This window comes from Streptomyces fragilis, assembly GCF_003112515.1.
GTDB lineage: Bacteria > Actinomycetota > Actinomycetes > Streptomycetales > Streptomycetaceae > Streptomyces > Streptomyces fragilis.
This window is the reverse complement of sequence record NZ_BEVZ01000002.1, coordinates 119,858-134,351: the sequence shown is the minus strand read 5'-3', so window position 1 is coordinate 134,351 and position 14,494 is coordinate 119,858. Positions and strand designations below refer to the sequence as shown.

Sequence of the window (14,494 nt, the reverse complement as noted above, 5' to 3'; positions counted from 1 at the left end):
GCTCCGGCCAAGGACCGGTGTCGCGCACCGCGTCCCGTACGGCATGCTTGCCCTGACGACACACATCGGAGGGGCGAGAGCGCAGTGAGGAACGAGCAGGCGGGAGACGGCCGCCGGAGTTCTGTCCCGCCGTTGCGGATGGACGAGTTGCTGAACGAGCTGCAGGAGCACGTCGAGCGGGTCCGCGGCGGCCGTGACCGCATGCAGACCCTGCTGGACGCCGTGGTGGCGATCGGCAGCGACCTGGAGCTCGAGGACCTGCTGCGCCGGATCGTGCAGTCCGCGGTCGACCTGGTGGACGCCGAGTACGGCGCCCTGGGGGTGCTGGGCGAAGAGGAAACGATCCGGCAGTTCATCACCGTCGGCATGGACGAGGCGACGATCGCGCGCATCGGTCACTACCCCCGGGGCCACGGCATCCTGGGGCTGCTGATCCGCGAGCCGCACCCGCTGCGTCTGGACGACCTCGGCGCGCACGGGGAGTCCGTCGGTTTCCCGGCAGGGCACCCGCCGATGCGGACCTTCCTCGGCGCCCCCGTGCAGGTGCGGGAGAAGGTCTTCGGCAACCTGTACCTGACCGACAAGCGCGGCGGCGTGCCCTTCGACGCCGACGACGAGGCGGTGCTGCGGAGCCTGGCCGCCGCCGCGGGCGTGGCGATCGACAACGCCCGCCTCTACGAGGACAGCCGCCAGCGGGAACGTCGCCTGGCCGCCAGCGAGGACATCACCCGTGCCCTCCTGTCGGGGGCGCCTCCGGAGGAGATCCTGCACTCGCTCGCCGACACGGTGCGGGAGATGACCGGCTGTGACCTGGTCACCCTGGCCCGGCCGGTCGGCGACGACAAGGGCCTGGTCGTGGAGGCCACCGCCGGGGTCGAGGCCGACCGGCTGCTCGGCCTCGCCCTGCCCCCCACCACGCTCGCGGCGAAGGTGTACGGCACGGGCGAGCCCGTCATCAGCGACGCGCTCAGCGAGGATCCCCGTGCCATGGGCGGCAGCGGCTCGCAGGTGGCGCTGGGGCCGGCCTTCTTCGTCCCCGTCGGCGACCGGAAGGGGGTGCGCGGCGTGCTGCAGGTGGCCAATCTTCCCGGCCGGCCGCCGTTCACCGAGGGGGCCGTCGACATGGTCCTCACCTTCGCCGACCAGGCGGCGCTGGCGCTGGAGATCGCCGAGCACCGGCGGGACGCGGAACACCTCGCCCTGCTCGGCGACCGCGACCGTATCGCCCGTGACCTGCACGACCAGGTCATCCAGCGGCTCTTCGCCGGCGCCCTGACCCTGCAGGCGGCACTCGGCCGGATCCGGGACCAGCCCACCGCCGCCGAGCGCATCCAGCGGGTCGTCGACGACCTGGACGACACCATCAGGATCATCCGCACCACCATCTTCGGCCTGCAGCACCGCGACCGGCAGGAGGGCGACGGGGGACTTCGCGCCCGGCTGCTCGCCCTGACCGACGAGGCCGCGCAGAACCTCGGCTTCCCCCCGGCCCTGCGCATGACCGGACTGCTGGACACCGACGTCCCCGCCGGGCACGCCGAGCACCTGGTGGCGGTGCTGCGTGAGGCGCTGTCCAACATCGCCCGGCACGCCGGGGCCACCAGGGTGGAGGTCGGCGCCGAGGCGTCCGAGGGAGCGCTGCGGCTGACCGTCGCGGACGACGGTCGCGGCATCGACCCGGCGGTCGTCCGGCGGAGCGGTCTGGCCAACCTGCGCAGCCGCGCCGAGGAGCTCGGGGGCGCCTTCCGGGTGACCCGCCGTGACCCGGCCGGGACGCTGCTGGAGTGGACGGCTCCGCTGCCCTCCGCGAGCGGGACGGCCGGCTGAGTCCGCGCCCGCGGACCGGACGGTCAGTGGGCCGCCATTCCGTGTGCGCGGAACCGCTCGCATACCCGCTCCACCAGCTCCGGGTCCGGGGACGGGGTGTCCTTCAGGGGGAAGGGGATGCCCAGCGCCTCGTACTTGGCCGCGCCGAGCTTGTGGAACGGCAGGACGTCGACCCGGTCCACGGTGTCCAGGCCGCCGGCGAACTCGGCGAGGCCGTCCACCGCCGCCATGTCGTCGGTCCAGCCGGGGACGAGGACGTACCGGATCCAGATCTTGACGCCGAGCCGGTTCAGCCGGGTGGCGAAGGACAGGGTCGGCGCGAGGGCCCCGCCGGTGAGCCGGCGGTAGGCGCGGACGTCGAAGGACTTGACGTCGAGCAGGACCAGGTCGGTGTCGGCGAGCAGCTCGTCGGTGGCCCGCTCGCCGAGGAGGCCTGAGGTGTCGAGCGCGGTGTGGAGGCCGGCCTCCTTGCAGCGGCGCAGGACGGCGCCGGTGAACCGGGGCTGGAGCAGCGGCTCGCCGCCGGTGAGGGTGACGCCGCCGCCGGCCGTGGTGATGAACAGCCGGTAGCGGTCGATCTCTCCCATCACCTCGTCGACGGTGCGCTCCTGTCCGTCCCGCATCCGCCAGGTGTCCGGGTTGGCGCAGTACAGGCAGCGCAGCGGGCAGCCGCTGGTGAACAGCACGAACCGGGTCCCGGGACCGTCCACGCCGGTGGACAGATCCCAGGAGTGCACCCGGCCGGTGACGGGCCCCGTGGGCACGGTGGTCACAGGGCACCGTGGAAGGTGCGGCTGATCACGTCGAGCTGCTGCTCACGGGTCAGGCGGACGAAGTTCACTGCGTATCCGGAGACCCGGATGGTCAGTTCCGGGTACTTCTCCGGGTGTTCCATGGCGTCCTCCAGGGTGGCCCGGTCGAGGACGTTGACGTTCATGTGGAACCCGCCGGCTCCCGTGTAGCCGTCGAGGATGCCGACCAGGTGCCCGGCGCGCTCGGCCGGGACGTGGCCGAGACCCTCGGGGGTGATGGTGGTGGTCAGGGAGATGCCGTCGCGGGCCTGCTCGAAGGGAAGCTTGGCCACCGAGAGTGCCGAGGCGACGACACCGTGCCGGTCCCGGCCGTTCATCGGGTTGGCGCCCGGCGCGAACGGCTCGCCCGCGCGGCGGCCGTCGGGGGTGTTGCCGGTGTGCTTGCCGTAGACCACGTTCGAGGTGATGGTCAGGACGGACTGGGTGTGCTCGGCGTCCCGGTAGGCGGGGTGCGTGCGCACCTTCGCCATGAACGACTCCACCAGGCCGACGGCGATGGCGTCGGCGCGGTCGTCGTCGTTGCCGTAGGACGGGTACTCCCCCTCGGTGCGGAAGTCGACGGCGAGTCCCGTCCCGTCGCGCAGCACCTTCACCCGCGCGTGCTTGACGGCCGAGAGGCTGTCGGCGGCGACGGAGAGGCCGGCGATGCCGCAGGCCATGAAGCGGTGCACGGGGTGGTCGTGCAGCGCCATCTCCAGGCGTTCGTAGGCGTACTTGTCGTGCATGTAGTGGATGACGTTGAGCGCGTCGACGTACGTCCCGGCCAGCCAGTCCAGCATCCGGTCGTAGGCCGCCGACAGCTCTTCGTACTCCAGGTACTCGCCCGTCAGCGGCTCGGCGGCCGGGGCCACCTGCTCGCCGGTCATCTCGTCCCGGCCGCCGTTGATCGCGTACAGCAGTGCCTTGGCGAGGTTGACCCGGGCGCCGAAGAACTGCATCTGCCGGCCGACCGCCATGGCGGAGACGCAGCAGGCGATGGCGGTGTCGTCGCCGTTGCGCGGGCGCAGCAGTTCGTCGGACTCGTACTGGACGGCGCTGGTGTCGATGGAGACCTGGGCGCAGAACTCCTTGAAGCCGGCGGGCAGTCCGGGCGACCACAGGACGGTCATGTTGGGTTCGGGGGCCGGGCCCAGGGTGTAGAGGGTCTGCAGGAACCGGAAGGAAGTGCGGGTGACCAGTGGCCGTCCGTCCTCGCCGATGCCGCCGATCGCCTCGGTCACCCAGGTCGGGTCGCCGGAGAAGAGGGCGTCGTACTCGGGGGTGCGCAGGAAGCGGACCATCCGGAGCTTGATGACGAAGTCGTCGATCAGCTCCTGCGCGCGGGACTCGTCGATGACCCCGTCGGCGAGGTCGCGCTGAAGGTAGACGTCGAGGAAGGTCGAGGTCCGGCCCAGCGACATGGCCGCGCCGTTCTGCTCCTTCACGGCGGCCAGGTAGCCCAGGTACAGCCACTGCACGGCCTCGTGCGCGGTGGAGGCGGGCCGGGAGACGTCGCAGCCGTAGGCGGCCGCCATCTCGGTGAGCTCCCTCAGCGCCTTGACCTGCTCCGCCAGTTCCTCCCGGTCGCGGATGACGTCCGCGGTGGAGGGCCGCTCGTCCAGTAGGGCGCGTTCAGCCCGCTTGGCCTCGATCAGGCGGTCGGTGCCGTAGAGGGCGACCCGACGATAGTCGCCGATGATCCGGCCACGGCCGTAGGAGTCCGGGAGCCCGGTGATGATGCCGACCTTGCGGGCCGTGCGCATCGTCGGGGTGTAGGCGTCGAACACGCCGTCGTTGTGGGTCTTGCGGTACTTGCCGAAGATCTCGGAGACGACCGGGTCGGGCTCGTAGCCGTAGGCGCGCAGGCCGTTCTCGACCATGCGCAGGCCGCCGTTGGGCATGATCGCCCGCTTGAGCGGGGCGTCGGTCTGGAGCCCGACGATCAGTTCACGGTCCCGGTCGATCCAGCCGGGGGCGTGCGAGGTGATCGTGGAGGGCGTGGCGGCGTCGACGTCGAGGATCCCGCGGCGGCGCTCCTCCGGGAACAGCGCGCAGACCTTCTCCCACACCGCGCGCGTGCGCTCCGTGGGCCCGGCCAGGAAGGACGCGTCGCCGTCGTAGGGGGTGTAGTTGGCCTGGACGAAGTCACGCACGTCGACGCGCTCACGCCACCCGTCGCCGGTGAACTCGCGCCAGGCGTCGGCGTTCCGGGGGGTGGTTGTCACCGTCGCGGTCATCACGGGTCCTCTCGTCGGTCCTGACTTCACTTCGATGGTCGTCCCACGGGGCGGGAGACGGCAGTGCCCATGAGGGCATCGCCGCGGTCCCTGCGGCCCCTGCCGACCGGGACCTTCGGCCCGGCCGGCAGGCGGGTCAGTCGTGCGGGACCACGGCGACGGGGCAGCCGGCATGGTGCAGTGCGGCGTGGGCGACGGAACCGATCCGCGCGCCGACACGGTGGCCGGTCTCCCGGCGGCCCACCACCAGGAGCCCCGCGTCGCTCACCTCGTGCAGCAGGACGGACGCCGCCCTGCCCTCGGTGACCCACCCGGTCACCGGCACGGTCGGGAACTTCGCCCGCCAGAAGCTGATCACGGCGGCCACCTTGTGTTCCGCGTCCGCCCGTGCCCGGGCCTGCGGCTCCGGTTCCACGGCCTCGGGCGGGACGACCAGTGAGGCGTCCGTCAGAGGCCAGTCGGTGCGGAAGGCGTGCACCACGCGCAGCCCGGTGTCGCGCCGGCGGGCCGCCTCGAAGGCGAACTCGATCAACTCGTCGCAGGGGTGCGCCGTGTCCAGACCCAGCACCACCTCGCGGCAGGGCGTCTGCGGTATCTCGTCCGGGGCGATGCCGTCCACCGCCGGGAGGTGCTCCGCGGCGACGCCTCGGCCGGCCCTGACCAAGACCACCGGACGCGGGGAACGGGCCACCACGCGGTGCGACACGGAACCCGTGACGAAGCCGCCGAGTGCGCCGAGACTGAGCGAACCGAGGACGAGCATCTCGCTGTCGGCGGCCGCGGCGGTCAGGGCCGTGACGGCCGAGTCGCACACCAGCCGCCCGTGGATGTCCGCACCGGCGTGCGCGCTCCGCAGTCCCTCGACCGTCTGCCGCAGGGTCGCCTCGGCCCAGGCGTGCTCGCTGCTGTCCTGGGGAACGTGCGGCGTGGGACCGACGTGGGGGTGCCAGGCGTGCACCACGGCGAGACCGGTCCCCCGCCGCACCGCCTCCCGGGCCGCCCAGTGCGCGGCGGCGAGGCTCGCGGGTGATCCGTCGATCCCTACGGTGATGACGTGCGACATGAGGTTTCCCCTCCTGGGGCGGGTCCTGGGCCTGGATCTTCCGGACGCTCTCCGGACGTCCTCGAGCCTGCGCCATGAGGGGCCGCGCGCCCACGGACCGTCCGGCCCGAGGCACGGGTCCCAACGGCCCCGCCCCGGGGCCCGGTCGGCCCCTGACCGCGCCGGCGGGCGGCGGCAAGGCTTGTCGCACAGCCCCGGAGATCGCAGGGAGTGGAGCACATGACTGCCAGGAACACCCGAATCCGTGACCTCACCGACGCGGTACGGGTCCGCGCCGACGGCGACGTGGACGAGGAGTCGCTCGCGTACGTGCGGGAGAAGGTCGCCACCGCCCTCGGCCGGCCCGGACTCGGACCGGTGAACGGCGAGGTGCGCGTGCTGAGGGCCTCGGCTCCCCACGTGGAGCTGCCGTGGTGGGCCGGCGCCGACCTCCAAGTGGGCGAGGACCTCGTCGTCGTCCACGTCCGCGAGGCGACCGTGCGGGAGCTCGCCGACCGTCTCCACGACCGGCTGCGGGGCCGTGTGGAACGCGTGGCGCACCGGGCGGAGGACGCCCGCAGGACGTCCGCGCCGCCTCCGTGGCGCGGCGGCCCCGGAAACTGAGCGGCCGTCCGGTGGTCCCCGGCCGGGCAGGGCCGACCGGTCCCTGCCCGGCCGGGCCGTACGGGCCGCGTCGAGGCCCTTCGGCATCCGGATCCGCATCGCGTTCGACGGGAGAGTGGATGACGGAAGCGGCCACCGCGGCTTCGGCGCCGCACCACACCACTCGCCCGGGGCACCTCACCGCTCGCACCACCACCCGGCCAACCAGCTCCCCACGGAGGCAGACCCATGACCCGACAGCACACGCCGACCAGCGTCACAACCGCGACCGAGGCGCCGTCGGACGCCGCGGTCGCCGTCGACCGCCTGGTCGAGGGAGGCCTGAAGGCCCTCGCCGACTACGAGTCCCTCACCCAGGAGCAGGTCGACCACATCGTCGCCAAGGCGTCGGTCGCCGCCCTGGACCAGCACACGGCCCTGGCCCGGCTGGCCGTCGAGGAGACGGGGCGCGGGCTGTTCGAGGACAAGGCCGTCAAGAACATGTTCGCCTGCGAGCACGTCACCCACAGCATGGGGAGCATGAAGACGGTCGGCGTCGTCGCCCGCGACGACATCGAGGACATGGTGGAGATCGCTGAGCCGGTGGGTGTGGTGGCCGCGGTCACCCCCGTCACCAACCCGACTTCCACCACGGTCTTCAAGGCGCTGATGTCGCTGAAGACCCGCAACCCCGTGGTGTTCGCCTTCCACCCGTCCGCCCAGCGGTGCAGCGCCGAGGCGGCGCGCGTGGTCCGTGACGCGGCGGTCGCCGCGGGGGCCCCGGAGAACTGCGTGCAGTGGATCGAGGAGCCGTCCGTGGAGGCGACCGGCATCCTGATGAGGCACCCCGGGGTCGCGCTGATCCTCGCCACCGGCGGCAACGCCATGGTGAAGGCCGCCTACTCGGCGGGCAAGCCGGCGCTCGGCGTGGGCGCGGGCAACGTCCCGGCCTACGTGCACCGCAGCGCGAAGCTCCCCCGCGCGGTCAACGACCTGGTCCTGTCGAAGTCGTTCGACAACGGCATGATCTGCGCCTCCGAGCAGGCCGTGATCCTCGACGCGGAGATCTACGACGCGGCGCTCGCCGAGTTCCGCACCCTGCACGCCCACCTGGCGACCGCCGAGGAGAAGGCGAAGCTGGAGGCGTTCCTCTTCCCGGCGGGCCGCGCCCCGGGCGGCGGCTGCGAGCCGAAGGTGAACGCCGCCGCGGTCGGGCAGAGCCCCGTGTGGATCGCCGAGCAGGCCGGTTTCAGCGTGCCGGAGGGCACTTCGCTCATCCTGGTGGAGGCCGGACGGGTCGGCCCGGACGAGCCGCTGACCCGGGAGAAGCTCTGCCCGGTGCTGGCCGTGCTGCGGGCCGAGGACGAGCGCCACGGCTTCGACCTGGCCGCCGACATGGTCGCCTTCCACGGCCAGGGCCACAGCGCCGTCGTCCACACCGAGGACCGTGCGGTCGCCGAGGCGTACGGCCGGCGGATGAAGACGGTCCGCGTCATCGTCAACTCCCCGTCGTCGCAGGGCGCGATCGGCGGCATCTACAACGGCCTGCTGCCCTCGCTCACGCTGGGCTGCGGCTCCTGGGGGAGCACCTCGGTGTCGAACAACGTCTCGGCCGCACAGCTGCTCAACATCAAGCGGGTCTCCGCCCGCCGCAACAACCTCCAGTGGTTCAAGGTGCCGCCGAAGATCTACTTCGAGCCGCAGTCCATCCGCTACCTGGCCTCGATGCCCGACGTCCACCGCGTCACGATCGTCACCGACGCGACGATGACCCGGCTCGGCTTCGTCGACCGGATCAGCCGGGTCCTGCAGCGGCGCCGTGAGCCGGTGGTGCTGCAGATCATCGACAACGTCCAGCCGGAGCCCAGCATCGACTCGGTGCGCGACGGCGCCCGTCTGATGGGCGACTTCCGCCCGGACACCATCATCGCCCTTGGCGGCGGCTCCCCGATGGACGCCGCGAAGGTGATGTGGCTGCTGTACGAGCAGCACGCGGCCGGCGTGGACGTCGACTTCGCGGACATGCGGCAGAAGTTCTCCGACATCCGCAAGCGCGCCTTCCGCTTCCCGGAGCTGGGCCGACTGGCCCGGCTGGTGTGCGTGCCGACCACCTCGGGCACCGGCGCCGAGGTCACCCCGTTCGCCGTCATCTCCGACCCGGCCACCGGCAAGAAGTATCCGCTGGCCGACTACGCGCTCACCCCGAGCGTCGCCATCGTCGACCCGATGCTCACCGCGGCGCTGCCGCCGGCGCTCGCCGCGGACAGCGGCTTCGACGCCCTCACCCACGCGATCGAGGCATACGTCTCCGTCTACGCCAACGACTTCACCGACGGGCTCGCCCTGCACGCGATCCGGCTGATCTTCCGGAACATCGAGGCCGCGGTGAACGACCGTGACGGCGCCCCGGAGGCCCGCGAGAAGATGCACAACGCCGGCACCATCGCGGGCATGGCCTTCGGCAACGCCTTCCTCGGCATCGTGCACGCCATGTCGCACACGCTCGGCGCCACCTTCCACATCGCGCACGGCCGAACCAACGCGGTGCTGCTGCCCCACGTGATCCGCTACAACGGCACGGTGCCGGCGAAGCTCACCGGGTGGCCGAAGTACGAGAGCTACCGGGCGCCCGAGCGCTTCCAGGAGATCGCGCGGGCGCTCGGACTGCCGGCCGCCACCGCGGCCGAGGGCGTGGAGTCCCTCGCCGTGGCCGTCGAGCGGCTGCGCGAGGCCGTCGGCATCGAGCCGACGTTCAGGTCGCTCGGGGTCGACGAGGAGACGTTCCTGGCGGCTCTGCCGCAGCAGGCGCTGAACGCCTACGAGGACCAGTGCGCGCCGGCCAACCCGCGCATGCCGATGCTGGACGACATGCAGGCGCTCATGCGCGCCGCCTACTACGGCTGACGGCGCGTGCTGCCGGGCCGGCTACTGCCGGCCCGGCTCTGCGTTCCCACCGCGCACGGAGGCCGGGCGGCCCCTTCGCGGGTTCCGCCCGGCCTCCGTGCGCAGTGGGCCAGGTCCCTCACACCCGAGCACTGGCGAGTACCTCTGCCAGGCCCCGGCGCGGCGTGGAACGCACGTACGGCGGGTGTCCCAGGCGGAGGATGACCTGCGGGTACTGCCCGGCGGTGAGCGTCCGCCGGACGCGTTCCCGCAGTTCCGGCACCTCCAAGGGCTGGGTGTGGAAGGCCGCCATCACGCCGAGTCCTGCCGCGTGCAGCAGCATCCGCTGAAGGGCCTGTCCGGCCGTCAGCCAGGTGGACGGGTCGTCCCGATCGGTGGCCAGCAGGACCACCTCACCCGTCCGCGCTGACCAGGGCCGGGGATGCCGAGGGCTCGCGCCGGCCAGACTGGCGTAGTCGCGACCGGCGAGAGCGGTCGCGTCGGGGTGACGCACGCCGGCGTCGGCCGGCACCCCGTCACGCCTCGGCCGCACGGGCTGCCAGGCCCATCCCGCCTGTTCGGCGGCGAACCGTTCGTCGGCCCGGTGGGTGTCCTCCCCCGCACGTACCAGCGCGGCCACCAGGCGGCGGTCCACAGCGTCCCCCACGACGTGCAGCCGGGCGCCTTCACAGTCGGCCTGCTCACGCAACGCGGCGACGAGGCCGGCGGGCAACGGCTCCGGCAGGAACGGGCCGTGCGCGGTGTGCCGCAGCCCCAAGGCGTCGAACAGGCGCTGTTCCTCCGCTGTGGGCCGGGTGTAGGCGCCCCAGGCGACCGTGGCGAGGTGAGCGGGCTGCCGCAGGTCGGGGAAAACACGCACAAGGGGCCGGAAGCCGAGGTGGAGCATGGCCAGCCGCACGTTGAACAGGGCCGCCCCGCAGCCGAGCAGCAGTTCCCGCCCGCGGGGGTCGGCGAGCGGCAGGCAGCGACGGGTGTCCGCGTGCAGTTCGAGATCCCTGTCGCCGTCCGCGACGAAGCGCCAGGGCTGGGTGTTGTGGAGCGACGGCGCGGTCACGGCCGCGCGGACCAGGTAGGCGGAGGAGTGACTGATGGGTGTGCCGGTGACGGGCATGAGCGGTTCCCCGCTTTCGGTGTCGGGAGTCCCTCGGACTTCAGTGTCTGCCCGTGAGGTCCTCGTCCGACAGGGGCGACCGGGCACCGCTGCGGGACCATCGGCCCAGCTCACGGGATGGTTGCCACTGCCCGGGCGGGAGTTGCGGCGGGACCGGACGTCCTCGCTCGAACGGCATGCCAGGCCGCTCCCGCGGCAGGAGCTCCGGGGGCGCCTTGAGGGAACGACGACGCCGTGGCACATCCGTCTCCCGTGCCGTGCCCGGCCGTCCGAGCGCCCGGCACGGGGCGGGGCGGACGCCCCAGCGCCAGGGGTTCCCGCCAAACAACGGAGGACGCCGGATGCCGTTCTCGGCGCGGTCCGGCGGGGCTCACCGGTGTCCTGGCCGCCTGGAGGCCGACGGGCAGGGCCGAGCCCAGGCCGTGGCCGACCGTCCCTCGCTACGCGGCATACCTGGATCGTCGCCCGGGGTCCAGCTGCCATCGTTGCTGTCACCGCCGGTCTCTTCCTCACCTGTGCAGGTGAACTGTCCACTGTCGGGGCTCGTCGCTCGCGGGTGCCCGCGAGGAGGGACTGCCGGCGTACCCGGGGCGCGCCATCCGTCACGCGCTTGCCGGGCCGTTGGGCCCGGTCGGGCCGAGTGTTTCACCGGGCCGGAGGGGACACGAACGGACCGGGGCGCCCCGCCCACGAACGGAGGCGCCCTGGTCCGACGAGCGTGTGGGACTCAGAGCAGCCAGCGGTTGCGGCTGACGAAGGGCAGCTGCGCCCAGGCCCGGCCCAGGCCCCAGGTGGCACCGGCACCCGCGAGGGCGATCAGGACGACGGCGTAGATGAGGCGGTAGTCGGCGAACGGGTTGGTCGACATGCTCGCCGACCCGTCGGACAGGTGCTTGGCCGGCGGCCACTCCGTGATCCACATCAGCGCCATCATCGCGGTGCCGGCAGCGGCGGTGAGCCGCAGGCCGACGCCCGCGATCAGGGCGAGGCCGATGCCGCCCAGGCCGAGCATGAACAGCCAGTCCGCCCAAGCGGTGCCCGCCCACTCGTGGAAGGTGGACTCCATCGGCCCAACGGCGACACTGCTGAGGAAGCCCTTGGTCGGCGAGCCGCCATCGATCCAGCCCTCGCCGGACTGCCTGGCGTAGCTGAAGCCGAACGTCTTGTCCAGGAACGCCCGCAGGAAGATGAACCCGGCCAGCAGGCGGAGCCCGGCGAACACGTACGCGCTGGTCGCGGTCGCGGCGGCGGCCGCCTCATCCGCGGAGGTGGGAGCCGTCTGGCCCTGCGCCGCGACGGGAAGCGGAATCCGAGATGGCGGTGCGGATGCTCGTGAACTGCCATGATGCCCATCCCTCCGAGGGAGCTGCGCCTGAGGTGTTGTCCTGCTCGTTGCGGCTTCAATATCCCGCGCCGTCGGCGCCCGCCGGAGGGGCTGCAAGGCCCCGGACAGCGGCGCGAACGACCCCCTGTCCGAAGCCCGTTGGCATCGGTCAGCCGTCCCAGGACCAGTCGGCGACTTCAGGCAGGTCGGTGCCGTGGATGCGGATCCACTCGTGGTGGCGCAGGCGGGCATCCTCCATCCGCTGCCGTACAGCCGCAGCACGCACCGCGAGGCCGGGCACACGGTCGATGACGTCCATGACCAGGCGGTAGCGGTCGAGGTCGTTGCGGACGACCATGTCGAACGGCGTGGTCGTGGTCCCGATCTCCTTGTAGCCACGCACGTGCAGGTGCTTGTGGCCGGTGCGGCGATAGGCCAGGCGGTGGATCAGCCACGGGTAGCCGTGGTACGCGAAGATCACCGGCCGGTCGGGGGTGAACAGGCCGTCGTACTCGAAGTCGGTCATACCGTGAGGGTGTTCCTCACTCGGCATGAGCCGGGCGATGTCGACGACGTTGACCACCCGCACCGCCAGTTCCGGCAGATGGGTGCGCAGCAGCTGAGCGGCAGCCAAGACCTCCTGTGTGGGTACATCTCCGGCGGCCGCGAGCACCACGTCCGGCTCCCGCTCGCCGCTGTCTGTACCGGCCCATTCCCAGATCCCGGCGCCGCGCGCACAGTGGACCTTGGCCTGCTCCATCGTCAGCCAGTCGAAGCAGGGCTGCTTGCCCGCGACGATGACGTTGACGTAGTCCTTGCTGCGCAGCGCGTGGTCGGCCACCGACAGCAGGGTGTTGGCGTCCGGCGGCAGGTAGACGCGGACGACCTCGGGGCTCTTGTTGAGGATGTGGTCGACGAAGCCCGGGTCCTGGTGCGAGAAGCCGTTGTGGTCCTGCCGCCACACGTGTGAGGTCAGCAGGTAGTTGAGGGAGGCGATGGGAGCGCGCCAGGGCATGCGGCGGGTCACACGCAGCCACTTGATGTGCTGGTTGACCATCGAATCGACGATGTGTACGAACGCCTCGTAGCAGGAGAACAGCCCGTGCCGGCCGGTCAGCAGATAGCCCTCCAGCCAACCCTGGCAGGTGTGCTCGGAGAGGATCTCCATCACCCGGCCGTGACGATCCAGGTGCTCGTCCACGTTCCGGGTCTCCGCCTGCCATGCCTTGCCGCTGGCGCCGTAGACGGCCTGGAGCCGGTTGGAGGCGGTCTCGTCCGGCCCTACCAGGCGGAAGTCGCGGCGGTCGGTGGTGCCTCGCATGACGTCTTCGAGCAGGTCGCCGAGGACGCGGGTGGGTTCGTGCAGGGTCGCTCCGGGTTTGTCGACGGGGACCGCGTAGCGCTCCAGCGGCGGCAGGGGCAGTTCACGCAGCAGCAGTCCGCCGTTGGCGTGTGGGGTGGCGCCGAGCCTGCGGGCGCCGTCCGGGACACAGGCCAGGACGTCCGGGCGGGGGCTGCCGTGCTCGTCGAACAGTTCTTCAGGGCGGTATGAGCGCAGCCAAGCCTCCAGCTCCCGCAGGTGGTCGGGGTTGTCGCGGACGGCTGACAGCGGGACCTGGTGGGAGCGCCAGGTTCCCTCCACCGGCAACCCGTCGACCTGGGCCGGGCCCGTCCAGCCCTTCGGTGTACGCAGCACGATCACCGGCCAGCGGGGGCGCTCGGTCGTACCGTCCTCGCGTGCGGCCCGCTGGATCGCGGCGATGCGGTCCAGGGCGGTGTCCATGGCCTGCGCCATGGCTCGGTGGACGGAGGCCGGGTCGTCGCCGGTGACATGGACGGGGTCGTGGCCGTAGCCCCGGAGCAGTTCGTCGAGCTCGGGCTCCGGGAGCCGGGCGAGAACCGTGGGGTTGGCGATCTTGTAGCCGTTGAGGTGCAGAATCGGCAGGACGGCGCCGTCGTGGACGGGGTCGAGGAACTTGTTGGAGTGCCAGGACGCCGCCAACGGCCCCGTCTCGGCCTCGCCGTCGCCGATCACGCAGGCCACGACCAGATCGGGATTGTCCAAGGCGGCACCGTAGGCGTGCGCGAGTGAGTAGCCAAGCTCGCCGCCCTCGTGGATCGAGCCGGGGGTCTCGGGTGCGACGTGGCTGGGGACGCCGCCGGGGAACGAGAACTGCTTGAACAGGCGGGCCATGCCGGCCGCGTCCCGGGTGATGTCGGGATACGTCTCGCTGTACGAGCCCTCCAACCATGAACCCGCAACCACCGCGGGACCGCCGTGACCGGGGCCCCAGATACACAGCGCGTCCAGGTCACGGGCCCGGATGACGCGGTTGAGGTGGGTGTACACGAGGTTCAGGCCGGGTGAGGTGCCCCAGTGGCCGAGAAGGCGCGGCTTGACGTGCTCGGGGCGCAGCGGATCGGTCAGCAGAGGGTTGGCCATGAGGTAGATCTGGCCGACGGACAGGTAGTTCGCGGCGCGCCAGTGGGCGTCCAGCGTCCTCAGCTCGTCGTCGGTGAGTGGGGCAGACGCCTGTTGCGGGTCGACGGACATCCTGGGTTCCCTTCCGGATCGGGGTCGGTCAGAGGTATATGCGGGTCCGTACGTCCCCACCTTCCCCCGTTCGCCGGATCCCCGACAGGGTCGACCGGGCC

General features: G+C 72.0%; 8 protein-coding genes and 1 pseudogene. 3 read left to right on the top strand and 6 right to left on the bottom strand.

Translation table 11 applies throughout. The features are described from left to right. The first annotated feature begins 138 nt into the window (after nt 1-138). On the top strand, nt 139-1,827 hold the full coding sequence (locus Sfr03f_RS02615; protein ID WP_108952056.1) for a GAF domain-containing sensor histidine kinase: 1,689 nt from the start codon (nt 139-141) through the stop codon (nt 1,825-1,827). 23 nt (nt 1,828-1,850) lie between these two features. On the opposite strand, the gene pflA is transcribed toward Sfr03f_RS02615, so the two are convergent. From pflA to Sfr03f_RS02600, 3 genes are all read right to left on the bottom strand, one after another. Then, complete coding sequence (gene pflA / locus Sfr03f_RS02610; RefSeq protein ID WP_108952055.1) at nt 1,851-2,600, bottom strand: pyruvate formate-lyase-activating protein; 750 nt, start codon at nt 2,598-2,600, stop codon at nt 1,851-1,853. Continuing rightward, a complete protein-coding gene (gene pflB / locus Sfr03f_RS02605) occupies nt 2,597-4,855 on the bottom strand; it encodes a formate C-acetyltransferase (protein ID WP_108952054.1) in 2,259 nt (752 codons plus the stop codon). The genes pflA and pflB overlap by 4 nt, the downstream gene beginning before the upstream one ends. Nucleotides 4,856-4,991: 136 nt before the next feature. Then, nucleotides 4,992-5,918, bottom strand: a complete 927-nt coding sequence (locus Sfr03f_RS02600) for a universal stress protein (RefSeq protein ID WP_108952053.1) — start codon at nt 5,916-5,918, stop codon at nt 4,992-4,994. A gap of 219 nt (nt 5,919-6,137) precedes the next feature. Here Sfr03f_RS02600 and Sfr03f_RS02595 point away from each other — a divergent pair, with 219 nt between their 5' ends. Further along, entirely contained in the window at nt 6,138-6,521 is a 384-nt protein-coding gene (locus Sfr03f_RS02595) for a hypothetical protein (protein ID WP_108953391.1), read from the top strand. A 228-nt stretch (nt 6,522-6,749) separates the two neighbouring features. Then, complete coding sequence (gene adhE, locus Sfr03f_RS02590; protein WP_108952052.1) at nt 6,750-9,404, top strand: bifunctional acetaldehyde-CoA/alcohol dehydrogenase; 2,655 nt, start codon at nt 6,750-6,752, stop codon at nt 9,402-9,404. Nucleotides 9,405-9,522: 118 nt separating this feature from the next. Here the strand turns inward: adhE and Sfr03f_RS02585 are convergent, their stop codons facing one another. The 3 genes and pseudogenes from Sfr03f_RS02585 to Sfr03f_RS02575 form a co-directional block, all read right to left on the bottom strand. Beyond that, nucleotides 9,523-10,515, bottom strand: a complete 993-nt coding sequence (locus Sfr03f_RS02585) for an Acg family FMN-binding oxidoreductase (RefSeq protein WP_108952051.1) — start codon at nt 10,513-10,515, stop codon at nt 9,523-9,525. 727 nt (nt 10,516-11,242) lie between these two features. Then, nucleotides 11,243-11,859 (bottom strand): annotated as a pseudogene (locus Sfr03f_RS02580) (hypothetical protein). A 149-nt stretch (nt 11,860-12,008) separates the two neighbouring features. Beyond that, a complete protein-coding gene (locus Sfr03f_RS02575; RefSeq protein WP_108952050.1) occupies nt 12,009-14,393 on the bottom strand; it encodes a phosphoketolase family protein in 2,385 nt (794 codons plus the stop codon). Nucleotides 14,394-14,494: the final 101 nt, after the last annotated feature.